Origin of the sequence: Psychrobacillus sp. NPDC096623, assembly GCF_044762655.1 — a bacterium.
Taxonomy (GTDB): Bacteria; Bacillota; Bacilli; order Bacillales_A; family Planococcaceae; genus Psychrobacillus.
Genome location: NZ_JBIWER010000006.1, coordinates 23,126 through 47,088 on the forward strand (window position 1 = coordinate 23,126; position 23,963 = coordinate 47,088).

The 23,963-nt window shown below is 38.1% G+C and carries 23 protein-coding genes and 2 riboswitches; of the genes, 7 read left to right on the plus strand and 16 right to left on the minus strand.

Annotation, left to right across the window (positions count from 1 at the left end; genetic code table 11):
* Nucleotides 1-55: 55 nt before the first annotated feature.
* Together ACIQX2_RS15275 and ACIQX2_RS15280 are read right to left on the minus strand one after the other, a co-directional pair.
* Nucleotides 56-1,651 (minus strand): catalase, encoded by a 1,596-nt coding sequence (locus tag ACIQX2_RS15275; RefSeq protein WP_402852207.1) that lies wholly within the window; start codon nt 1,649-1,651, stop codon nt 56-58.
* 78 nt (nt 1,652-1,729) lie between these two features.
* Nucleotides 1,730-2,326, minus strand: a complete 597-nt coding sequence (locus tag ACIQX2_RS15280) for a hypothetical protein (RefSeq protein WP_402852210.1) — start codon at nt 2,324-2,326, stop codon at nt 1,730-1,732.
* Nucleotides 2,327-2,510: 184 nt separating this feature from the next.
* Here ACIQX2_RS15280 and tatA point away from each other — a divergent pair, with 184 nt between their 5' ends.
* Both tatA and ACIQX2_RS15290 read left to right on the plus strand, forming a co-directional pair.
* Complete coding sequence (gene tatA / locus ACIQX2_RS15285) at nt 2,511-2,714, plus strand: twin-arginine translocase TatA/TatE family subunit (RefSeq protein ID WP_402852212.1); 204 nt, start codon at nt 2,511-2,513, stop codon at nt 2,712-2,714.
* Nucleotides 2,715-2,844: 130 nt separating this feature from the next.
* A complete protein-coding gene (locus ACIQX2_RS15290) occupies nt 2,845-3,609 on the plus strand; it encodes a DUF817 domain-containing protein (protein WP_402852215.1) in 765 nt (254 codons plus the stop codon).
* Between the two features lie 196 nt (nt 3,610-3,805).
* On the opposite strand, the gene metH is transcribed toward ACIQX2_RS15290, so the two are convergent.
* From metH to ACIQX2_RS15310, 4 genes are all read right to left on the minus strand, one after another.
* A complete protein-coding gene (metH, locus tag ACIQX2_RS15295) occupies nt 3,806-7,246 on the minus strand; it encodes a methionine synthase (protein ID WP_402852217.1) in 3,441 nt (1,146 codons plus the stop codon).
* Nucleotides 7,227-9,086: a bifunctional homocysteine S-methyltransferase/methylenetetrahydrofolate reductase gene (locus ACIQX2_RS15300; protein WP_402852220.1), complete on the minus strand. Its 1,860-nt coding sequence runs from the start codon at nt 9,084-9,086 to the stop codon at nt 7,227-7,229. Before ACIQX2_RS15300 ends, metH begins: the two co-directional genes overlap by 20 nt.
* Before the next feature lie 73 nt (nt 9,087-9,159).
* Nucleotides 9,160-9,266, minus strand: a riboswitch (SAM riboswitch).
* 223 nt (nt 9,267-9,489) lie between these two features.
* The gene (locus tag ACIQX2_RS15305; protein ID WP_402852223.1) at nt 9,490-10,437 is read right to left on the minus strand and encodes a nuclease-related domain-containing protein; all 948 of its coding nucleotides are present in this window, start codon (nt 10,435-10,437) and stop codon (nt 9,490-9,492) included.
* Nucleotides 10,438-10,553: 116 nt separating this feature from the next.
* Nucleotides 10,554-11,945, minus strand: a complete 1,392-nt coding sequence (locus ACIQX2_RS15310) for a protoporphyrinogen oxidase (RefSeq protein ID WP_402852225.1) — start codon at nt 11,943-11,945, stop codon at nt 10,554-10,556.
* A gap of 162 nt (nt 11,946-12,107) precedes the next feature.
* On the opposite strand from ACIQX2_RS15310, the gene ACIQX2_RS15315 reads away from it, so the two are divergent.
* Both ACIQX2_RS15315 and ACIQX2_RS15320 read left to right on the plus strand, forming a co-directional pair.
* Nucleotides 12,108-12,374: a hypothetical protein gene (locus ACIQX2_RS15315; protein ID WP_402852228.1), complete on the plus strand. Its 267-nt coding sequence runs from the start codon at nt 12,108-12,110 to the stop codon at nt 12,372-12,374.
* A 153-nt stretch (nt 12,375-12,527) separates the two neighbouring features.
* Nucleotides 12,528-13,058, plus strand: a complete 531-nt coding sequence (locus ACIQX2_RS15320; protein WP_402852231.1) for a hypothetical protein — start codon at nt 12,528-12,530, stop codon at nt 13,056-13,058.
* Nucleotides 13,059-13,081: 23 nt separating this feature from the next.
* On the opposite strand, the gene ACIQX2_RS15325 is transcribed toward ACIQX2_RS15320, so the two are convergent.
* The 6 genes from ACIQX2_RS15325 to ACIQX2_RS15350 all read right to left on the minus strand — a co-directional run bounded on the left by ACIQX2_RS15325 (nt 13,082) and on the right by ACIQX2_RS15350 (nt 17,089).
* Nucleotides 13,082-13,513 carry a hypothetical protein gene (locus tag ACIQX2_RS15325; protein WP_402852234.1) on the minus strand — a complete coding sequence of 144 codons (432 nt, stop codon included), beginning with the start codon at nt 13,511-13,513 and terminating at the stop codon, nt 13,082-13,084.
* A 34-nt stretch (nt 13,514-13,547) separates the two neighbouring features.
* Nucleotides 13,548-14,177, minus strand: coding sequence for an arylformamidase (kynB, locus tag ACIQX2_RS15330; RefSeq protein ID WP_402852237.1), 630 nt, complete (start codon nt 14,175-14,177; stop codon nt 13,548-13,550).
* A 12-nt stretch (nt 14,178-14,189) separates the two neighbouring features.
* Complete coding sequence (gene kynA / locus ACIQX2_RS15335; protein WP_402852240.1) at nt 14,190-15,020, minus strand: tryptophan 2,3-dioxygenase; 831 nt, start codon at nt 15,018-15,020, stop codon at nt 14,190-14,192.
* Nucleotides 15,021-15,035: 15 nt separating this feature from the next.
* Nucleotides 15,036-16,310, minus strand: coding sequence for a kynureninase (kynU, locus tag ACIQX2_RS15340; protein WP_402852243.1), 1,275 nt, complete (start codon nt 16,308-16,310; stop codon nt 15,036-15,038).
* 122 nt (nt 16,311-16,432) lie between these two features.
* Nucleotides 16,433-16,747, minus strand: coding sequence for a DMT family transporter (locus ACIQX2_RS15345; protein WP_402852246.1), 315 nt, complete (start codon nt 16,745-16,747; stop codon nt 16,433-16,435).
* Entirely contained in the window at nt 16,748-17,089 is a 342-nt protein-coding gene (locus ACIQX2_RS15350; protein WP_402852249.1) for a DMT family transporter, read from the minus strand.
* Between the two features lie 61 nt (nt 17,090-17,150).
* A riboswitch (guanidine-I (ykkC/yxkD leader) is annotated at nt 17,151-17,249 on the minus strand.
* A 295-nt stretch (nt 17,250-17,544) separates the two neighbouring features.
* Here ACIQX2_RS15350 and ACIQX2_RS15355 point away from each other — a divergent pair.
* The 3 genes from ACIQX2_RS15355 to ACIQX2_RS15365 all read left to right on the plus strand — a co-directional run bounded on the left by ACIQX2_RS15355 (nt 17,545) and on the right by ACIQX2_RS15365 (nt 19,260).
* On the plus strand, nt 17,545-17,952 hold the full coding sequence (locus ACIQX2_RS15355; protein WP_402852251.1) for a DUF6843 domain-containing protein: 408 nt from the start codon (nt 17,545-17,547) through the stop codon (nt 17,950-17,952).
* 207 nt (nt 17,953-18,159) lie between these two features.
* Nucleotides 18,160-18,546, plus strand: coding sequence for a topoisomerase (locus ACIQX2_RS15360; protein WP_402852746.1), 387 nt, complete (start codon nt 18,160-18,162; stop codon nt 18,544-18,546).
* A 210-nt stretch (nt 18,547-18,756) separates the two neighbouring features.
* Nucleotides 18,757-19,260: a DUF5412 family protein gene (locus ACIQX2_RS15365; RefSeq protein WP_483880202.1), complete on the plus strand. Its 504-nt coding sequence runs from the start codon at nt 18,757-18,759 to the stop codon at nt 19,258-19,260.
* A 415-nt stretch (nt 19,261-19,675) separates the two neighbouring features.
* Here ACIQX2_RS15365 and ACIQX2_RS15370 read toward each other — a convergent pair whose 3' ends face one another.
* The 4 genes from ACIQX2_RS15370 to nagE all read right to left on the minus strand — a co-directional run bounded on the left by ACIQX2_RS15370 (nt 19,676) and on the right by nagE (nt 23,918).
* On the minus strand, nt 19,676-20,374 hold the full coding sequence (locus ACIQX2_RS15370) for a glucosamine-6-phosphate deaminase (protein WP_402852257.1): 699 nt from the start codon (nt 20,372-20,374) through the stop codon (nt 19,676-19,678).
* A 113-nt stretch (nt 20,375-20,487) separates the two neighbouring features.
* Nucleotides 20,488-21,207, minus strand: a complete 720-nt coding sequence (locus ACIQX2_RS15375; protein WP_402852260.1) for a sugar isomerase domain-containing protein — start codon at nt 21,205-21,207, stop codon at nt 20,488-20,490.
* Nucleotides 21,208-21,227: 20 nt separating this feature from the next.
* Nucleotides 21,228-22,382 carry an N-acetylglucosamine-6-phosphate deacetylase gene (nagA, locus tag ACIQX2_RS15380; RefSeq protein ID WP_402852263.1) on the minus strand — a complete coding sequence of 385 codons (1,155 nt, stop codon included), beginning with the start codon at nt 22,380-22,382 and terminating at the stop codon, nt 21,228-21,230.
* Between the two features lie 93 nt (nt 22,383-22,475).
* Nucleotides 22,476-23,918, minus strand: a complete 1,443-nt coding sequence (gene nagE, locus ACIQX2_RS15385) for an N-acetylglucosamine-specific PTS transporter subunit IIBC (RefSeq protein WP_402852265.1) — start codon at nt 23,916-23,918, stop codon at nt 22,476-22,478.
* Between the last annotated feature and the right edge of the window lie 45 nt (nt 23,919-23,963).

Consider the following 23,963-nt stretch of genomic DNA (forward strand, 5'->3'; position numbering starts at 1 on the left):
TAAGTTGGAGTCACCAATAGAAAACCCTGCTCCAAGTAGAGCAGGGCGATTATTATTAATAGGGATCGGATTCATGACTTTTATTGACTGCTTGTTCTGGTGCTTTGTTTCCGTCTTTATTTCCTAACGGTTTTTGAGAGGAACCATTACTTTTGGCGTGAGCAAGTCCTTCTCTTAACTGTCGACCATAGTCTTCATCTGCTTCTTCCGCGAGAGCAATCATCTTTTCTTGAATTCGTGGATCACAGGCAGAGAGGTCATTGACAAGATTTGCGATGAGCTCTGTTTTTTCCCATTGTTCAAATTGTCGGTACGTTTCTCCTGCTTGTTTTGTGTTGCTTTGGCGATCGATGGATTCGCGAACTAAGTTTCCTTTTATCATCGGCGTGTACTCTTTACCTACCTGAGTCGCTTCCTTTAAGCCATCTAAAATAGAAGGTTCATAATTGATATGCGGATTTTGAAAAGGTCCTCGGTCTAATCGGTAGGACATTTGACCGCCGCTTTGATTAGTTGCGACACGTTTTTTCGGTGCATTGATCGGAAGCTGCAAATAGTTCGCTCCTACACGATGGCGCTGTGTATCGGAATAGGAAAAGGTACGACCTTGTAGCATTTTATCGTCTGAAAAGTCCAAACCATCCACAAGCACTCCCGTACCAAATGCTGCCTGCTCCACTTCCGTAAAATAATCCTCCGGGTTTCGATCTAACACCATTTTCCCAACAGCCTTCCATGGGAATAAATCTTCTGGCCAGAGCTTCGTATCATCTAACGGATCGAAATCTAGCTCTGGATGATCATCATCACTCATTGTTTGGACTAGTAACTCCCATTCAGGGAAATCGCCTTTTTCAATCGCGTCATATAAATCCTGCGTAGCATGATTAAAGTTTTTCGCCTGGATTTCCTCTGCTTCCTTTTGGGTTAAATTACGAATACCTTGCTTCGGCTCCCAGTGATATTTGACGAGTACTGCTTTTCCTTCATCGTTTACCCATTTATACGTATTCACCCCAGACCCCTGCATCATTCGATAATTTGCAGGAATCCCCCACGGCGAATAAACGAAAGTGACCATATGGAATGACTCAGGAGAGCTCGCACAAAAATCAAAGAAGCGCTCGGAATCCTGAATATTCGTTACAGGATCCGGCTTAAACGCATGAATCATATCCGGAAACTTTATCGCATCACGAATAAAGAATATTTTCAAATTGTTCCCTACTAAATCCCAGTTGCCATCCTCAGTATAAAACTTTACAGCAAATCCACGTGGATCACGTAATGTTTCGGGAGAATGTCCTCCATGAATAACAGAAGAAAATCTAACAAAAACAGGAGTTTTCTTCCCCTTTTCCTGAAACAATTTAGCCCTAGTATATCTAGAAACTTTCTCGTCCCCAACAGCACCATACGCTTCGAAATAACCATGCGCACCAGCACCTCTTGCATGTACGACCCGCTCCGGCACTCGTTCTCTGTCAAAGTGACTAATCTTTTCAATGAAATCATAGTTTTCTAAAGTGGCTGGTCCTCTGTTTCCGACCGTCCTCATATGCTGATTATTCGTAACAGGATGCCCCTGTCTATTCGTAAGCGTATCCTCATTTTCTACTTCTGTCTCATAATTTGGCTGTTCTTCTGTCACTCTTCATCCTCCTAGACATTATGATAGAATTTACATTCACATCTATACTGTCCAGTACAATGAGTAAATATTCCAAAATTACATATAGTTAGCTATCGAAAATGCATACTTCCTCCAACTAGACACATGAAATGGTTGCTCTACTTTCCTTTTACTGCTTACATATGTTTGTAAATTTCCTTTAAATTTTAAAGTTAATGATGATTGCTGTTCAAAGTGATGTGGCTGTGCCAATGGAGGTGCAATCTGTAGCTGCGAAGATGGACATTCTTTCATAATCGTTGCGACAAATTGAGAACAAAAGAATGCATTTTCACGTTCTATTTCAATATTTATCGCAATGAATAATAACCCTATTAAATTATATTTATATAGTTGTTTTTGCTGTTCCATTTGATGAATTTTACGTTTCATCCGTATATATACCGAATCAGTAACCTCGCACTCATAAATAGCACAGGTAGCTCTTTGGAATAATCCTTCCACTGGATTTTCTTTCACGAATCCACCGTTGAATGGATTATGACTACTTTTCCTCCCGAAGCTATACATTTCCATTAACTCTTCATCGAAAGCTATGGATGCATGATTTAACTCTTTTTTTGTATACATGCCAATAGCCTTTGAAAATAATGTACCAGTATTGCTAAGAATAATATAAATCTTCTTCCCCATTTTTCCACCCCGTTCTCAAAGGACATTTTCGCCTCATTTCTATTAGGTTAATCATCCTCTATTCAGTAATTAATCCATACGTACTTAAGGTGGAAAATGACTAAGACCTAAGACGTAGACCTCTCTTTTTTTCTCCAAATGTGGTATATTAAGAACGATTCTACATATAGAAGGAGGAGATTCTATGCCAAACATAGGAATACCCGGTTTAATTCTTGTATTAATTATTGCTTTGATAATCTTTGGTCCATCTAAGTTACCTCAGCTAGGCAAAGCAGTTGGACAAACGTTAAAAGAATTCAAAACCTCGACTCGAGATATTATAAATGATGATGAAAAAGATGATAAGAAAGTCGAAGCATCTGAAGTAAATTTAGACAAAAAATAATTTTGGTTGGTCCTGACATCCGTCAAGACCAGCTTTTTTTATGTTCAGATAACAACTTAATGTTATAAGATTGAACCATTATCCTTTACTTTCGTCCATAATCGTATATCTATTTAAAAGGAGTACTCCTATGCGTAACCTTCTACTATTTGCGTATTTACAGGCGCTTTGTTGTGTATTTCCTGTAATTATATTCACCGCCCTAGCCCTTTCTAAATTTGTCAGTATTCCATATCTACCTAGGTATGATTTTATTTTGCTTATTTGTATGCTAGGGCAAGTTTATATGCTTGTTTCCAAATTAGAAACATGGGATGAATTCAAGGTTATTTGTTTATTCCACGTTATTGGGCTCGGTTTAGAATTATATAAGGTGCATATGGGCTCATGGGCTTACCCAGAGGAGGCATTTAGCAAGATCGGTGGAGTGCCTCTATATAGTGGGTTTATGTATGCGAGTGTTGCGAGCTATATTTGTCAGAGCTGGCGAAAGATGAATTTGAATATGTATAATTGGCCAAAGCCAATTTGGGCCGTTGGAATTAGCGTTTTAATTTATTTCAATTTTTTCACGCATCATTTCACCTACGATATTCGCTGGATTCTTAAATGCTTACTTTTAATTATTTTTTGGCGTACTATAGTGACTTTTGAGTTGAGGGAAAAAATATATAAAATGCCAATGATTGTTGCTTTTGTATTGATTGGATTTTTTATCTGGATTGCGGAGAATATCGTAACTTTTTTAGGCGCGTGGCAATATCCGAACCAAGCAGTGACCTGGTCGCTCGTCCATATTGGGAAAATTAGCTCGTGGTTTTTGCTTGTGATTATTAGTGTGATTATCGTTGCTTCATTAAAACGTGTAAAGCATGGTACATCTTTGGTCGAGTGATCGACTGGTTGATCGATTATCGTGTGCCATCGATCGATGTTATTGCTTGATCGATCGATTATTAGTCGCGATCGATCGATTATTAGTCGCGATCGATCGATTTTAATGCTGCATTGATCGATTATCCCTAACTATCGATCGATGCACCAATATCTACGCGAAAAAGCACTGCCAAGGTGATGGCAGTGCTTTCTTATTAGTCTACGACAAAATATCGTGCGTCTGGATGTGCAAATACAATGGCAGAAACAGATGCTTCTGGTTCCATCATGAATTCCTCTGTGAGCTGTACTCCAATATCTTCGGGTTTGATCAGACTAAACAGTTTTGCTTGATCATCTAAGTTAGGGCAGGCTGGATAACCGAAGGAGAAACGCTGCCCTTGGTATTTTGCGGCAAAGCGGTCTCGCATTGTGAAATCCGTTGCGTCTGGGAATCCCCATTGGTCTCGAATTTCTTGATGTATACGTTCGGCAAAACCTTCTGCCAATTCAAGCGCAGTTGCCTGCAACGCATGGCTTTCCAAAAATTTACCTTGTTCCTTCAGTTCTGCCGCTGCCGCACGAACTCCATGTCCTGCGGTTACTAGCATAAATGCTACGTAGTCCATTTCTCCACTATCCACCGATTTTAAATAATCGGCTAAACAAAGGAATGGCTCGACGGATTGGCGAGGGAATGTGAATCGTTCGATTTCTGTTTTTGCATCGACTGGGTCATAAATTATTACATCGTCGCCATCTGATTGGGCAGGGAAAAATTGATACATGCCCTGTGGCTTCAGAATGTCGGATTTTAAGTACGCTGTGACTAATTCATGCAATCCAGTTGCACGCTCATCACCCTCTACTAATAATTTATCGTTATACCCCTTTAACCCTAAATGATGACCAATTAGTGTCCGCATATTCACATATGGATGTAGGTGGGAAACCGAATAATCTTTTAATAGATGACGTCGAACATCCTTTGGTACATATACCTGAACATCTTCTCGAACAGTTTTCACTGGTTTTTCTAAAACAGCTACCGCCTGTTTGTTCGCTCGATTGGCTTCCGCTATTTTTCGTTTCTCTTGCTGAACTTCTAGCTCACCCAACAAAGTCACTTTATCCTCTTCATTTTGCAATCGATTGGCAAGGTCTAGTCCCTGCATGGCATCTTTCGCATATAGGACTGGACCATCGTATTCAGCCGATATCTTCGTTTCTGTAAAACGACGGGAAAGTGCCGCTCCCCCTACAAGTATAGGTACGTCAATACCTGCTTCTTTAAAATCCTGCGCAGTGATGACCATTTGCTGGGCAGATTTTACAAGTAGTCCAGAAAGTCCGATCATATCAGGCTTTTCCTTCCGTATAACCTCTATCAAAGTTGCAGGAGTTACTTTGATACCTACATCAATTACTTTATATCCATTATTACTCAATATAATATCAACAAGGTTTTTTCCGATGTCATGCACATCGCCTTTAACGGTCGCAAGAACGATTTTGCCCTTACCAGAATCATCCTCTTTTTTCTCCATAAACTGCTCCAAATAGGCTACAGATGCCTTCATCACACCAGCACTTTGCAGAACCTCAGCAACTATTAGCTGATTGTCATTAAATAGACGACCTACCTCGGCCATCCCCTTCATCAATGGACCATTAATGACATCTAGCGGTGCGTCATACATTTGAAGTGCAGCCTCTAAGTCTGGGATCAGCCCTTCTTTCGTTCCTTCAATAACATAATAAGCAAGACGTTCTGGCACTGTTTTTGGAATATCAGCCTCGGTCTTCTCTTTCTTTTTATCACGATAAAAATCAGTGAAATCAGCAAGAGTTTGATCGGTCGTTGTAAATAATAGCTCATTGGCCATATCGATTTCCTGTTTAGGAATAGAAGCATATCTTTCAAGCTTCTCCGTATTTACAATGGCATAGTCTAAACCCGCTTGCGTACAGTTGTATAAGTAAACAGCATTCAATACTTCGCGACCAACTGGTGGAAGACCAAAGGATACATTACTAACTCCTAAAACAGTCAATGCTCGTGGCATTTTTTCTTTTATTAGACGAATGCCCTCAATCGTTTCTACTGCTGATCCGATGTATTGCTGATCCCCTGTTCCGACTGGGAAAACAAGTGGATCAAATATGATATCCTCTGGTGCAAGTCCCCATTTATTTACTAATAAATCATAAGAACGCTCTGCAATTTCTAACTTCCGCTCTCGTGTTACCGCCATTCCAGTTTCATCAATGGTACCAACTACTACTGCTGCACCGTATTTTTTCACTAAAGGCATTACCGCTTCAAAGCGTTCTTCACCATCCTCCAAGTTAATAGAGTTGATGATTGTTTTTCCTTGCGAATACTTAAGTGCTGCTTCTATCACTTTCTCATCCGTCGAATCAATAACAAGAGGAACTTTCACTTTTTTCACTACTTCTTTCATGAAGTTAGTCATGTCCTCCAGTTCATCTCGGTCAGGATTCGCTAGGCAAATATCGATAACGTGAGCTCCACCTTTAACCTGTGCTCGTGCAATTTCAGAGGCTTCTTCAAACTTTTCATCAACGATTAAACGTTTGAATTTACGAGAGCCTATTACATTTGTTCGTTCTCCTATGAACAACGGACGCATGGATTCGTCATATTGAAGAGGTTCGATGCCAGATACGACATGTCCTTGGCGACCTGTCTCTGCAGGCTTACGTGGTGCTAAATCCTTTACTGCCTCACGCACTGCTTGTATATGAGCTGGTGTCGTTCCACAGCATCCACCAACCACATTTAACCAGCCTTTTTCTGCAAAACCACGGAGTTTTTTAGATAGTGATTCCGGTGATTCATGATAATGTCCTTCCTCATCTGGCAACCCAGCATTTGGGTAACAGCTTATGTAGCCATCTGATAGTTCCGATAGCGAACGAATGTGATCCGTCATAAATTCAGGACCCGTCGCACAATTCAAGCCGACAGAAAGTGGCTTAATATGCTCGATGGAAATATAAAATGCTTCAATACTTTGTCCCGCAAGTGTCGTTCCCATTGGCTCTATAGTTCCAGAAATCATAATTGGCAGCTCTTTTTCCAGTTCCTCAAATGCCTGATTAATACCAATTGTTGCAGCTTTTACGTTCAGCATATCCTGGCTAGTTTCCAATAAAATAACATCTACTCCACCTTCTACTAAAGCCTTTGCCTGCACATAAAAGTCGGTTGTAAGTTCATCAAATGTAATACCACCAGTGACTGACAACGTTTTGGTCGTTGGTCCCACCGCCCCTGCTACAAACCGCGGCCAATCAGACGTAGAATATTCCTCTGCACAGACCTTTGCAAGCTTGGCAGCACGAAAGTTAATATCATGCGCCTGATCACCAAGATCATATTCATTTAACACTACTGGAGTGCCACCAAAAGTATTCGTACAAATGATATCTGCTCCAGCCTCTAAATATGCACGGTGGACATGTTCAATCACATCCGGTTTGATGATATTTAAATACTCATTACAGCCGTCGTATTCTTCTCCTCCGAAATCCTCAGGACTAAGATCCGCATTTTGAATCATCGTTCCCATTGCACCATCAATTATTAATATTCTCTCTTGGAGTTGTTGCTCAATTAGATGTTTGGACATAGCTGAATTCTCTCTCTTTCTTACGATCAATTTCTTGAATATAATGAATTAACTCAAGGGACATGTCATATCGGAAAAATGGTGTAATAATATAAATTCCGTTAAATAGTTCCGCTGCAGTATCGATTAGTTCCTTCGAAATCTGAATACCTTCTGCAGTAGCACGCTCTCTATCCTCCCCACATAAACGCATCCGCTCCAGTACTTCCTCGGACAACTTGATTCCGGGCACTTCATTATGAAGGAATTCAGAATTCCGACTATTAGTTAGTGGCATAATTCCGATAAAAATTGGCGTCGATAAATGTTTTGTGGCTTCATATATTTCATGCATTTTTTCTTTTGAATAAACAGGCTGAGTGATAAAATAATCTGCTCCACATTCAATTTTCTTCTCAAGTCGCTTAACTGCACGATCAAGCACACGAACATTTGGATTAAATGCAGCGGCTACAGAGAAGTTCGCTTTTTTACGAAGTGACTTTCCTGAGAAAGAAATTCCTTCGTTTAATTGTTTGATCAGCTGAAGTAGCTCTAAACTAGATACATCATAAACACTCGTGGCACCTGGGAAATCACCGATTTTGGTTGGATCTCCAGTTACCGCAAGAATATCATGAATGCCAAGTGCATCCAGTCCCATAAGATGAGATTGGAGACCGATTAAATTACGGTCACGGCATGTAATATGTGCAAGTGGACGGATATTATTTTCATACTTTAACATCGAACCCATTGCCATATTGCTAATTCGTGGAGAAGCCAGTGAATTATCTGCCATCGTCACTGCATCAATTCCAGCCGCATATAGCTTTTCCGCCCCTTCCATAAAGGTAGTTGTATCAAGGTGACGAGGGGTATCTAATTCTACGATAATCGTTCGTTCTGTCTTCGCCTTTTCATGTAACGGTTTTGTGTTAGTCGGCTTGGCATCTTGAATAATGATCGGCTTTTTCTTCGTTACTACTTTATTTGTAATAGGCGCTAAATGACCAATATGTTTTTTCACTGCTTCAATATGCTTTGGTGTCGTCCCACAGCAACCTCCTATTAATCGGACCCCTGCATCCCTCAAATATAACGCAGCCTTCCCAAAATAATCTGCATCAGACTCATAGACAATTCTTCCTTCATCTATATCAAGCAGACTGGCATTGGGATAAGCTGATAGGAATGCTTTTTCCGGAAGCTTTACTCCCTCAAACGCTTGAATGGTATGATGGGGACCGAGTCGACAGTTGACTCCCACAATGTTCGCTCCAATTGCTTCTAGCTGATGTAGTGCATCATTCAGCGATAAGCCATTTTGCAAAATACCAGGATCATGCATAGATACTTGGGCAATGATTGGGATATCCGTTAGTGTACGAAGATGAGTCACAGTAGTCTTTAATTCTTCCAAATCATAATAGGTTTCGAGTAATAGACCATCTGGATCACCGGCTAATAAGTTGAGTGCCTGCTGGTCAAGTGAATGGATAATTTCTTGGAGTGTGGCATCACTTTTTCGTATCCCACGAATACCTCCAATCGTCCCGAGGACAAATTGATTGCCCGGTGCTGCAGCTCTTTTCGCAATTTGGATGGCCGCTTCATTTATTTCTTTTACTTGATTTTCTAATCCGTAGCGCGCCAGTTTAATGGCATTCGCCCCATATGTATTCGTTTGAATAATATCTGCTCCAGCCACAATATAGTCCTGATGAATCTTCTCAATAATTTCCGGCTTCTGAATATTTAGTTCCTCATTGCAATAGTCAATACCGTACGAATAAAGTAGTGTTCCCATCGCTCCATCGGCCGTCAATATTGACGTCTCCAATTTTTCTAATAAACCCATCCTGTATCCATCCTTTCCCATATAAAAAAGCCTTCTATAAAAAGAAGGCTTTACGTGTATGCAAGATACTACCTTCTCATCTACCAAACTTTTGCAAAGTCTGCTGGATTTAGCACCTGACCAATATGGCTGGTTGCTGAAGCGTCGTAGGGCCAGTCCCTCGGCTTCTCTTGATAAGAATTTCATTATTCAATTTTCTAATTAGACATATCGTACCTTTATTCAACTAAAGCGTCAAGAGTGTTTTGAATTTTCTATTGATTTTTTGGGGATGGCGGGGGCGATTCCGGTGATTTTTTGGTTCTTTCGGGTGATTCTATTGGACATTCCGGCGATTCTTGAGTACATTCTGGTGATTCTCTTCTACATTCAGGTGATTCTAACAAACTTTCAGGTGTTTCTTTCACCAAACCCACTTATACTTTCTATTTCTTGAAGTTCCTGTCTGGATTAGATTCATTGATTGCAAAAGTCTATGTGCGATCTCGCTTGATTCTAAATGGAGAAATGTTCTACATTGTTTGTTCGTTATAGTATCACTAATTAGCATAAACCAATCTCTAATAGCTTTTTCATGTGCAAACTTATCGAAATGACCACAGCTAGGGCAAATCCAACCACTTTTTCTTTTTATCATTCCATGAAAATTGCAGTTTTCACAGCAGACTCCACTCCGCAGGTCTTCAGGATTAATTCCCCAGCGTACACACATTGGAAAGGGAATATAGGCTTGTTGACCGACTTTTATTTGACTGCAAAATTTCTCCATATCACCCGAATCAAAATATACATTTTCACGAGGAAGATTTCGTAAGTAGACTGGGATAGTTTGTGGAAGAATAGCACTATGTTTTTTCGGGGGTTCTATTACTCTCACTTTCGGATTGCTCAGAACAATCACTCCGTGTATTGGGATAGTCATTACTTGTTTACCAAGCCATTCTTGAAGTAAATAAATATTTCTTGATAATTGAATTTCTGGACTTTCAAAAACATCGATTTTTCCTTCGGCTGTTTCCCTCTCTAACATTGCAGGATTTTGTTTGAAAAATAACTTTCCGTTTATATTTTTACTTTCTAGAATCACCAAAAAATAGGGAGTAAGAAAAATTGCATCCATTTGAAAGTAACCATTTGAATTCAATCCAATGTTTTCTACCAGAAGGTATTCAAAAGGAAATGTATATTTTTCAAACACTTCACTTATTTTACGTTCTCCATGCAAACCAGCTTTTGCGGCCTTTGCTTTTGCAATAATTATTTCCTTTTGCGGATGTGTTTCATTTAAACGTTTCCCTAACATTTGGAGACCAATTAAATTGTATTCTCGTGAATCCATATCTCTCAGCACAAATCACCTCCACCCGCATCGTATCACAACTAAAGAAAATGTAAATTTTACTAAATAACCGACTATTCCATTTTCCCCATAAAAAAAAGGCCAAAATTGAATTTTGGCCCGGAAACTTACTCAACTATTGAATTGATTATATTTTCTGCTGTTTCTTTACCGTTCTTGATACAAGCGACAATTCCAACTCCATAATAAGAACAGCCTGCAAGCAATACGTTTGGCATTGAATTTGCCATTTTAGCTGTTAATGATTGAATCGCCCCTCCATGTGCGAGATGATAATTCGGCATTTGATCGTTCCATTTTGTTACTTCTATTACATGAGGCTTGCCCGTTAATTTCATGCTCATTTCAATATCTTGGAGGGCAACTTCTACCAGCTCTTCTTCAGTCATATTTTTCATACTTTCAAAGGCTGGACTTGCGCTCTTATAGAACATTCGAACAAGCAATTGATTGTCCTTAGAGGTGTGTGTCCATTTACGACTTGTCCAAGTGCAAGCATTACATTTCACATCGCTATTTTCAGAGACGATAAAACCGGTGCCTTCTGCTGGAAGCTGTTCATCTGGAATATCAAAGCCGAGGTAGATGCTAATAAGGGATGAATTTTTAAGCTTGTCGAAATCAGTATCCAACTGGTCATCCTGAAGAATTTCCTGCGCCACTTGATGAGGTGCAGCGAGCACTACACTATCTGCTTCAATCATTTCTCCATTAGCCAATAAAACCATATATCGGCCATCCTTCTTTTCCACTTTTTGCGTTGCCACACCTTTTATAATCGTAGATTCGCTCAGCACTTCCTCTAAGCGATCGATAAGAGTGGAAAGCCCATTTTGGAAAGAAATAAACTTTTTGTTTGCGGCAGCTTGAAATTTCGCTTTGTTTTCCTCTAACCCTTTAATAATACTGCCGTACTTATTTTTATAATCAATTAAGTAAGGCAGAGTTGTAGCAATAGTGAGCTTGTCCAAATCTCCGGAGTATACACCTGATAGCACAGGGACAATTTGCTTTTCCACTAATTCTTTCCCTAAGAAATATTCTAAAAATGAACCAACAGAGCTTTCCTTCGTGAAGGTTTCATTTTGTAATTCCAAATCCTTTAATGCTTCTTTTTTCCCAGCATCCGACACTAGCGTACTGCTATTTAACGACTCGATGCTTGTGGGAATACCGAATACAGTGTCTGCTGGAATCGCATGTAGCTCATTGTTTGTGAAAATGTAGGAAATGCCTGTTGAGTTGTACACTTTTTCGCCTTCAAGCTGCAACTCTTCTATTAATTGTGTGATTGCTTCGTCCCTCGCAACAATTGAATCCGCACCAACCTCCATGATGAAGTTGTCTTGCTGCTTCGTATGTATCTTACCACCTAAAAACTCATTTGCTTCAACTAGTACTAGTTCTAAATCTAAAGACTTTACCTTTTTAAGCTTTTGCAAATAATGCATCGTAGAAAGTCCTGTTATTCCTCCACCTATGACAACTACTTTTTTCACCCGTTACCACTCCTCATTTCAATTCATACCACTAGTATAAGTGTTTTTAAAAATATCGGATATGATTTACCTCACTGTCTGAAAGTAAATTATGAACAAATAGAGAAGTTAGTTCAAAAGGCATTGTTTAGTAGTAAATATGAATAGGAGGAGATAATAAGCATGCAGAGGGTAAAATTCATGTGGAAACTATTTTTAAATCAACCTGTCTGGTTTAAAGCTGTTATTACCATTACTTTCCTAACTTCAATCATTTTTAGTAGTTCCTACTTTTCTGAAAATGACTATTATGAGGGCATTTCCAAACTGGCTGCCGCACTATTCTTTGGAGTTTGTGGATATAAAACTCGAAGAAATAGGCAAACATTTATTATCTTTTTTATCCTATCGGCATTCTGTTTGCTGATAGCAATTTGGGCATTTTTATAAAGTTAAAAATAAAAAGGCCCTACAAGGTCCTTTTTATTATGTCCTCTTTTGTTACTTCATATTTAAATTTATTGCTTGCATCTCCCTCAAACTTTTACATATACTAAAATATAGTTTAGTAAAAAATATTTTAGTAAAGGGAGGATACTTAAAATGGGTCTTTTAGATATTTATCTACAACAAAACGGGAAGAAACGATACGATGTATTCAAAGAAACTGGATTGAGTCAACAAATGCTTGCAACTGTAAACAAAAAAAATATAAGCAGTTATTCCGTTAAAACGATACAGGCAATTGCTAAAACAGTAGAGAAGAGTGAAGGTACTGTTTTAGAAGAGTTAGTACGGCTAGAACAAGAAAATTCATACTTTGAAGCATTTAATGTTGAAGATCTACTATTAGCTTTTAAAAATAAAGAAACTCATATTGTGATTAAAGGTGAATATAAAAAGGAAATAGATAAATTTGCTGAAGCACAGCTTTCAGAAACAGAAACACTAGGAATGGAACTGGGTTCTGCTGGAACAGTAACTATTCTAGCGGAAGCAATTTTTCAATTAGCAAACCTGTTCAGTAGGAAAGATGCCGAGCAAAAGAAAATTGAAAACCAAATCCGTAAGTATAAGATTAAAAAAATTAATGAAAATGAACTACTTTTGTATTTGCGTCAAATGGATTATTAACTTTTGGGATACGGTGCTTTTTTCTAAAGCACCTTGCTTGTCGAGGTTTCATTACTTTTCAAGCTATCTAACAAAACATAACCAAATATTACACCAGCTATTCCTGTGAATGATAAGTCACCTAACAGCAGAAACGTTTTTGAAATTAACAAATTCGTTCCGATAACAAATGCTAGAAGATGAATGATTGCTATATAAAGAGATGGAATTCCAATTACGAGGACCTTCATCCAGTCAAACGTCCATTTCTTTTTATCTTTAATTTCAATAATCAATTTTGGCAATCGCAACAGTAATCCAATGAATATCGGAAAAATACTTGCAAATGTTATATAAGGTTTCATATCAAATATGATGGCCGCTTGTTCTCTCAATGCCGCTTGATAACCTATCCCAAAATAAAAGATCATGCCAATTACTATTGTGGAAATGAATAGGAATAAAAATCTTTTCATTCTTATTCCTCCTTCCTATTTTTACTTATATCTGTTATTCCACTTTTCTCAACACAGCACGGATCGGACTTCCATCTGCTCCCTCTATTTTCAAGGGCAGAGCGATTAAATCATAATCACCGGGCTCCACATTTTCCAGCAAGAGATTTTCTATAATATATACATTATGTTTAAACAGTGAATGGTGAGCCAACAGCTCTTTACTTTCTATACTATCCACAGACGGTTGGTCCGTACCTATTAGAAAAATACCTTTTCCCTTTAAAAACGGGCCAATATTTTCTCGCAATGTATTAATCCTGTCAGGAAATTTTTCAGGGGTTGAAGTGTTCGTTGTTTTTAAAAGCAAGCGCTCAACACCCGTCAAATCAAAGGCTTCTAATTCCTCTCTACCTATTTCAGAAGCTCCAACGACACTCACCACTTTTGCACGACCAATATACAGATTTACGTCAAGCATATCTACTGTTTCGCCTTCATTTACATAATGAAATGGTGCATCTGCATGAGTTCCAGTATGCAAGCTTGCTTTAATCGTCCCGACATTTGCAGCACCCCCTTCTTCCTTCGTAGCGATTAGTTCATATTCAAAAGGAGTATCCCCTGGCCAAGTTGCTATTCGAGTGGAGATTGTTTGTGTAATATCAATCCATTTATTTCCCATGTCTATAACCCCCTATAAAGTTGTACGTAAATCCCAGAGCTCTGGGAAGAAACGATGGTCCAATACATGCCGTAAATAATTCACACCAGATGAACCTCCAGTGCCTTTTTTAAAACCTATTATTCGTTCCACCGTTTTCATATGGCGAAAGCGCCACTGCTGAAGCCAATCCTCGACGTCTACTAGCTTTTCTGCTAATTGATACAAATTCCAGTATTGATCGACGTTCCGATAAACTTCCTTCCATGCCTTCGCAACCGATTCATCGCCCAGATATGTAATAGAATAATCTCGATTCAACAACTGAGAATTTATCGCAAATCCTGCTCGAGACAATGCCTGAATCGAAACATCATAAATACTCGGTGCATGAAAGGCACCTTTCAAATCCTCATACAATTCTTTCTCCTGCTCGTAAATCTTCAGTACGTGCTTTGTCTTATACCCGAGTGCAAATTCTATTTTTCGGTATTGAAAAGATTGAAAACCAGACGACTTCCCAAGCTTATCCCGAAACTCTAAATACTCGGCAGGTGTTAGTGTCGAAAGAACATCCCAAGCCTGAATAATTTGTGTTTGAATTTTAGTCACTCGTGCTAGCATTTTAAACGCAGCTTGCATTTGATCCGCTTGAATGGATTGAATAGCACTAGTTAGTTCATGTAGAATCAGCTTCATCCAAAGCTCACTGACCTGGTGGATAATGATGAAAAGCATTTCATCGTGATGCCCTGATAGTCTTTTTTGACTAGCCAATAAATTACCCAGTTGCAAGTATTCACTATATGTCATATCCTCGCTAAAATCTGTATGAATTCCACTTTCCTTCTTGTCATCTGGCATGCAATCCCTCCTTATTTAAGCAATGACGTCACGTTTATTTTCATATTCTTTATAAAGCTCTTCCGTCATAATCTTTTTTAATATTTGTACAGTCCTCCACACATCCTCAAAGGAGTTATACAAAGCAACTGGTGCCAGACGAATGCCGTTTGGCGAGCGAAAATCAGGAATAACTTGCTGTACTTTTAATGCTTTGCATACACGGGCTGCTTCTTCATGAACTAAAAAGATATGACCACCTCGCTTCACCGACTCACGAGGATTGGCTATGACAAAATTATAATCCGCTAACTCTCGCTCAACTAGCATCATCATATAATCGGTCAGCTTTAATGACTTCTCACGAATAGCATCAATTCCAACTTCATTAAACATTTCCAACGAACCAAGTAAAGGTGCACTGCTTAAAATATGCGGAGTTCCAATTTGATAGGCACCCGCATCAGCTGCTGGAATCATCTGATTGGATAAATCGAACTGCTTCTCTTTATCGGATCCGAACCAACCTGCAAGTCCAGGCTTTCCACCAAAATGCTTGCGATTGACATAAATGCCACCAGTTGCTCCTGGACCGCCATTCACATGCTTGTAGTTACACCAAAAAGCAAAATCCACTCCCCACTTATCTAGCTCATGTGGGATAGATCCAATTGAATGACATAAATCGAAACCAATCATAATATTTCGCTTATGTGCCGCTTCAGTAAGCTTTTGGATATCTACTATTTGACCACTTCGATATAGCACACTAGGTAGTATCATTAATGCAACTTCCTCGTTCATTGCGTTTATAATATCTTCTTCGTGTAACGTATGACCATCCCTACTTTTCACTATTATCATATGTTCCTTCGAGTCAAAACCATGCAAGGACAGCTGACTACTAATTGCATATAAATCGGAAGGGAAGTTTAGTTCGTCCGCTACTATTTTCGTTCGCTTTCCATCTGGTCGATAAAAGCTAGCAATTAATTGATGTAAGTTTGCTGTTGTAGAGCCAGTAATAATAACCTCTTCCTTTATAGCGCCCACTAACGGGGCACACATCTCACTTAATGTTTCAGGGAAATAAAACCATGGATGCTCCCCTTGTGTCCATCCGTCTATTCCAAATTGTTTCCATGAATCTAGTAACGACAATACTGACTTTTCTGCTCGCTTAGATAGTAATCCGAGGGAATTCCCATCCATATAAATGACATCTGGTTGCACATAAAATTCATCTCTATACATTCCCAAAGCATCTTGTTCATCTAATTTTTTGGCATATTCCAACATAGTACTCTGCATCTAAAACGTCACCAACCTCTTAAAAATCTAAATTTTCTTTCTATTTACCTAAATCATATGTTTTAAGAGAACGAGTGTCAATGAATGAAAGAAAGAGCATTGTAACTAACGTTGAATAAATGCTATGAAACCAGCTTTAATCCTACTGCTGCCCCTAACACCATTGCTATAAAAATAATACGCTTCCAGTCTTTAGATTCATTGTAAAAAAGCATCCCTAGTATAGCTCCGCCAGAAGCACCAATTCCCGTCCAAATCGCATAAGCAGTCCCCATAGGTAGCGTCTTCATCGCATAGGTGAGAAAGCAAAAGCTTGCTCCAAAACCAATGAATAGTAAAACGAAGGATTGCCAGTTCCGATTCTTATGCAACTTGTTTATCATTGCAACTCCAAACATTTCAAATAACCCTGCAATAATTAAAGAAATCCACGCCATCTAAGATCCCCCTCCTATTTCCTGCTTATCATCTGTCACTAATTTCAAACCTATTACTCCTGCCAATAAAATTAAAATCATCAAGACCTTAGATACTTGAAAGGATTCCCCAAAAAAGATAATTTCTGATAAAACTGTCCCGCCTGTACCCATTCCCACAAAGACAGCATAAACAGTACCTACAGGTAGTTTCCGTCCAGCCATAATCATGAGGTAAAAACTAATAATTATTGCAAGAATCGTTCCTGCCCAACCCCAACCGTCATCGGCATGCTTTAAGCCAATCACCCAAAAAACTTCAAAAAATGCTGCCACATATACCTTCAACCACTCGATTTTCATCGTAATAATGCCTCCTATTTGAATATATATAAAAAAGCCTGGAAGAAAACTGTTAAACAGTTTCTCCCAGGCTTTTATCCTTCCGTGACACAGCAGAGCTGCGAGTTTTCTCTCGGACCAGACCAACACTAATGGTTGCGGAACCCTAGAAAACATTTTTGATATGCAGTTACCTGAAATTATACACATACTTTAAATAATTTCAAATAAAAACATTCAGAGTACGATAAGGATTGTATTAATTAGTTGTATTGAGGGTGTTACACCGAAAAATTGGATGCTGGCACCTACTCCACATCTGATTAAATTAGCACAATTCAACTGGATATTTATGTTAAAATGAGGATAAATTTGTGAAGGAATGTACTTAAACTAACGCAGCAGGTTGGTTGAACAAGAAAACATTATTAAAGCGACTATTTGGATTTCAGTAATCAGTGATTGGGGGTAGTAATATGGGGAAGAAAATATGGCTATTAATTAGTTTTGTTCTGACGGTATTACTAGTATGGTGGATATGTAAACCAAGCAATGACACTACCGTTGTTTATCATTTACCAGAAGGTTTTAAAGGATGTTTTAATATTTATTTTAACCAACCTAAAGAGAAAGAACTGGAAATCATAGATGATATCTTGCTATTGGCAGTACCTGAAAACGGAAGTCTTCTAACTTCATCACCATACAAATTAGTTACAGATTTAGGGTGGCACAAAGAAAAAGCCTTTTATATAGACAAAGATGGAAAACCAGTTAGTGAAATAAATATGATGGATTCTAATATTGGACACACTTTCAATGGCAATCGGTTGTCTGAAAGGATTATGGGAACGTTCGATCCAAATCAAGAACAATGTTATTGACGTGGCTTTCTTATTCAACTAACGGGTGCTTTAGCAGAACAAAAATGGTCATGAAATCGCCTTTATTGTTATTCAACAAAAGACGCAGGTTAGTTCAATAATATTATTGATAAATTTGGAGCTTTTGCCAATATATAACGTCAAACTTACGTATGGAGAATTGTTGTGGAATGTGCAATTTATTTTTGAAAGGGGAATTTAGAAGTGATGAAAAAAGTTATAATTTCAGGAATTGTATTTTGTTCAATCTTGTTAGTTGGATGTAATACAACCGAGGTATTAGAAAGCGAAATAGTAGTTTCTCAGAGAGATGGGGGAAATGACGAAATATCAAATTTAATATCTGAATTAAAAAATGAAATAATAGTATCTATTACAGAGCAAACGGAACTTGAAGGTGATTCACTAGTAATAATGATAGATGGTGGTACTGATGAATTAACAGTTTCAGTAGGTTTCCCGAAGGATGCAAAAATTGATGATACGGTGATTCAACAAATAGTTGAAGATTCTATTAAGAATGTTTCTGAAACAGAAACAGTAACAATTAGCGAAAATAAATTAAAAATAAAAATAAAGATTGAGAAATACTAACAGTGAAGTTCTTAAAGGATACAAACAGCCTTAAAAATAAAGTAGCACTATAAGTATGTGAATTTATGTACTTAAATAACAAGTGCTTTGTCAAGAAGAATATTGCGAAATTATCATTATTTAGATGATTGTTATTGAACTTAAGAAAGGGGGATTATCATTTTAATTTTATTAGATCTCTTAATTTTTTTCTTTACCGTTATTTTATTTTTGATTTTATGTGCTAACATAATAATTTCTTTCATTAAAAAGAAAGCTTTTCCCAAAAAATTACTGATTGCTACGTTGTCAGGGGTTGTCCTGATATCTTCAATTTATATATATGAAATGTACTTTTTTACATTTAGTGAAATTGATAGAAAACTCATCCAAAAGGGACCTGGACCTTTAAAATCACCTACTGAAGAATATACAGCTAATGCTTATTATGAACCATATGGTGGTGCAGCAGGTGGTGTTAATGTATGGGTTGATATCACAAACAAAAATGAGAAGAATAAAGTTCAAACTGTTTATTATAGTGATGCAAAAAGTGATTTTTCTATGGAATGGGTGGATGAGGATACACTGTACATTCTAAATGACGAACCTGAATATCCAAGTTCAAATAGAAGTATCAAATTAGAGATCGGTAAAGAGATTTATCACGAAAATGGTTTGGCATGTAAAAGTTTGTTAATGAAGGACGAATATGAAACTTGCTACCAAAACTAATATCACTTATTGCACTAACTGTTGCTCTAGCAGAATAAGGCTGTCAGTAGAACCCCTTTATTCTTCTTTAATTAAAGCGGCAGTTTAGTTGAAGAAGCCAACATACATGGAACGTATGATGCTATTTCACAAACAATGCCATTATCCGATAACCTTTTCACAGGGCTATTTTTCCCTGTTGGAATTGTCTTTATTATTGTGTCTTTCAAGAAAGAAAGGTAAATAACTAACGAAGTGCTTTAGTAAAAAATGAACGGCTAAGTATATGTTTAGAGATACATTCTCCAGCTCTTTTTTAAGAAACAACATGGACTATCTTACCATTTAGATAAAAGGATGATTTTTTCGAAATCAACCATAACTTTAACATAAACAAAAAGAGTAATCACCATAAAGGCAATTACTCCTATAATTTTTAATTCATCTTCAAATCGGTTAATACAATAACATTTGGATGATCATGAAGTCTTGTAACTGGAATTTCCTCCGTTACATCTCCTTTTAACAACGCTTCTATGGCAGCTCTTTTTCCTTCTCCAACTGCTATTAAAAGAATGAGTTTCGCTCTCATAATAGAAGAAATACCCATCGTTATTGCTTCCTTAGGGACATTATCAATGCTGTCAAAAAATCTTGCGTTTGCGGATCTAGTGGAATCTGTTAATTGGGCAACAGCTGTTTCACTTTCAAAGGACGTACCTGGTTCATTGAATCCTATATGACCATTCACGCCGATACCTAATAATTGCATATCGATCGTTAGTGATTTTAAAAGGTTTTCATATCGTGTCGCCTCGGCATGTACATCTTCTGCTTCTCCATTTGGAACATTGGTAGATTTAAAGGGTTTTGCTTCAAAAAGATGCTTTTGCATAAAGGTGTAATAGCTTTCTGGATGTGATTTCGGCAGACCCACGTATTCGTCCAAGTTCACACTTGTACAATGGGAAAAATCCAACGAACTATTTCGTAGCTTTTCATATAGTGGTATCATCGTTCCACCCGTTGCTAATCCAAATGTTGTTGCACCATTTTTTAATTGGGCAGCAAATATTTTTTCTGCACGATTATATAGTGCATCCTTGTCTTCCCATACTTCTAAATTTATAGTCATTCGTTAACCCACCTTTTTTATACTTTGCTTAAATAGATTATTAGTTGGTGAAATTATCATTATATTCAACTTGGACATTACATGCAATAACGAAACTTGTGGGCACAGTAACGCTATTCAAAATCTACTCTTTTTTTGTATTTTTCCATCATCTCTTCGTTATGGAGATGGCTATCGGATAGGTTGGCGCTTTTAAAAACAGGCAATTCTTCTGTCTCCCAACTTATTTCTTCAATTACTTCGCTCAGGAGTGCATTGAGTAGCGCAGCACCTACCACTGTAGAGGCTGGACCATATTGCAGTCCTTTATTAATTAATAAACCATCACCAACTGGGACATGTGTGTTTAACACAATATCCACTACTTGCTCTAATCGTTTACCACTCGGATGACGCCCTTCTTGGTCCTTGTACAGCAAAGATTGAAGAGAAAGGACTAAGATTCCTGTTTCCTTTCCTAAGAAAGCCACATCAATTGGTGCTGGGTTACGACCAGAAGTAGAAATGACAATTAGAATATCATTCGGTTCGAAGTTTATTTGATCCTTATTTCGATCAATAAATGTCGGATCTTTTTCATTCTGTGAAGATGTCAATGCACCTTTATGTAGCATTAAAGGCTCTAATGTAATAGGAGCAACTGGTACGAGTCCACCTGCACGGTAATATGCTTCCTGAGCCAAAAGGTGAGAATGTCCACAACCGAACAATTGAAGTATTCCACCCTTTTTAATACGTTCTGCAATTAATTTAGAAGCAATTGCTATATTTTCTTTTTCGTGTTCTGCAACTTGCTCCAGCAAAGTATTTATTTCCTTCCAATAGGACTGCATTTGATCACCAGCCTTTTCTTTTAATTTTCAAATACAATTTTTCCCCGACAGATTGTTTTTTGGATATTCAATTCCATATCCAATATAACCAAATCTGCATCGAATCCTTCACCAATATAGCCTTTATGCGGTAACTTCAATTGCTTCGCAGCATTTGTAGAAGACATTGACACAAGTTCTTTCAGAGAACAATTCGTCGACTGCTTCATATTACGCAAAGCCTGGTCCATAGTCAGTATACTTCCCGCTAAAGCGCCGCTAGACAAATGGGCACCTTTTTCCGTCACATGTACAGTTTGTCCACCAAGATCATACTCCCCATACGCTAATCCCTTGGCACGCATCGCATCTGTTATCAATATAATTCCTTCTGCACCTTTTAAACGAAATGCAACATTTACTGCTTTTGTATGACTATGTATATAATCCACGATAATTTCCACTTGCATTCTCTCTTCCATTAAGACAGATCCGACTATACCTGGTTCACGATGATGAAACGGTCTCATTTGGTTATATAAATGAGTCGCCTGTCTAGCTCCTAAATGAACTGCCTTTTCTACCTCTTCTGAAGTGGCATCTGAATGTCCGATAGAAACGACAATCCCTTCCTTACTCATAGCTTGTACAAATTCAAAGCCACCAGCTACTTCCGGAGCAACTGTCACTTGTTTAATACGGTTGCCACTCAGCTTTTGCCACTTTCGAAATTGCTCAATAGACGGCTCTGTTATATGCCCTACTGGCTGTGCTCCAGCCCATTTAGTTGAAATATAAGGACCTTCTACATGGATGCCCAAAATCTCTGCTTCATCTTCATTATTAACAAATTCGCCTACATTTTTGAGTGCCGCTTCAATTGCATCGACTTGTTGCGTAATCGTAGTCGGCAAATAGCTAGTCGTACCCTCTTTAACTAATGAGCGCGCCATTCCTCTAAGCGCTTCTTCCGTAGCATCCATCATGTCAAATCCAGCAGAACCGTGAATATGCATATCAATAAACCCTGGCATAACAATCCAATTCTTTGAAGTTCCATCTAAATAGATATCAGCCTCGACTTGTAAATCTTGTCCAAGTTGTTCAATCTTACCCTCTCGTATAAACAAATCTCCAATAAACTCCTGGTCATAATTCACTATAGTAACATTCGATATAAATATAGTTCTGTTCATTTTCAGCACCTCCGCAGTTTACTTATCTACACATATAATAAAGAAAAGCTGTTTAATATGGAATCCCAGATTAAACAGCTTTTCAATTATTAACTATTTACGAATTTTCTCAATTTCATCTGCAACAAATTGTACGCTTGTTCCAACAATAACTTGAATACTTTTCGGTCCTACTACATTAATACCTGGTACACCAGTGTCTTTTATTTTCTTTTGATCGACTTTATCCATATCTAAAACTTCTACTCTTAAACGAGTTGTACAGTGATCTACAGACGCCACATTCGCATCTCCACCTAGACCATCATAGATTCTAGTCGCCATATTTGAATACTTATCATCAGATGAAACTACAACAGTTTCTTCATTCTCATCTGTGTCGTCTTCTCTACCTGGAGTTTTTAAGTTAAACTTCACGATTAAGAAACGGAATAAGAAATAGTAAATAACTGCAAAAACTAATCCTTGAAGTAATAGCATCAGCGGCATATTTGCAATAGGAATACGTAAACTTAAAACATAATCGACTAACCCTGCGCTAAATCCAAAGCCCGCAGTCCAGTGAAAGGATGCTGCGATGAACAAAGATAAACCTGTTAATGCTGCATGAACTACATAAAGTGCTGGAGCTAGGAACATGAACGAAAATTCAAGCGGCTCTGTAACACCTGTAAAGAATGATGCAAAACCAGCTGCTAGCATAAGAGAAGCTGCTTGTTTTTTCCGTTTCGTTTTAGCTGTGTGATACATCGCAAGAGCTGCTGCCGGTAATCCGAACATCATAATCGGGAAGAATCCAGCCTGGTACATACCAGTTACACCTTTAACACCTTCGCTACTCCAGAACTTATTGATATCACTAATACCAATAGTATCAAACCAAAATACCGCATTTAGAGCATGGTGTAAGCCAGTAGGTATTAATAGTCTATTAAAGAATCCATAAAGACCAGCACCTGCTGCTCCCATACTACTAATTGCTTCACCAAAGTTAACTAGACCACCAAAAACGATTGGCCAAATGAAAAATAATGCTGCTGAAGCAACTAACATAGCAACTGCAGACATAATAGGTACTAGACGTTTTCCACTAAAGAATGCTAAGAAATCCGGTAATTTCACGTGACTGAAGCGGTTATACATTAATGCTGCTACAAGACCAGCAAGAATACCTATAAATGCATTATTAACTTTTCCAAATGCAGGATCTACATTCTCTACATCTACTCCCTGCAATAATGACACTGTCCCACTGGAAAGCATCGTTGTCACAACTAGGAATGCAACTAATCCACTTAATGCAGAAGCTCCATCCTTTTCCTTCGACATCCCGATTGCTACCCCTACTGCAAATAGGATAGGAATATTATCGATAATCGAGGCACCAGCTTTTATTAAAAAGGCTGCAAGTACGTTTCCAGATCCCCATCCACTCGGGTCGATCCAGTATCCAATACCCATAAGTATTGCAGCTGCTGGTAATACAGCTACTGGAAGCATTAAAGAACGTCCCAGTCTTTGTAAAAATTTCATCATCATCATTCATCTCCTTTTTCCTGTCATAATTAAAATATAATAATA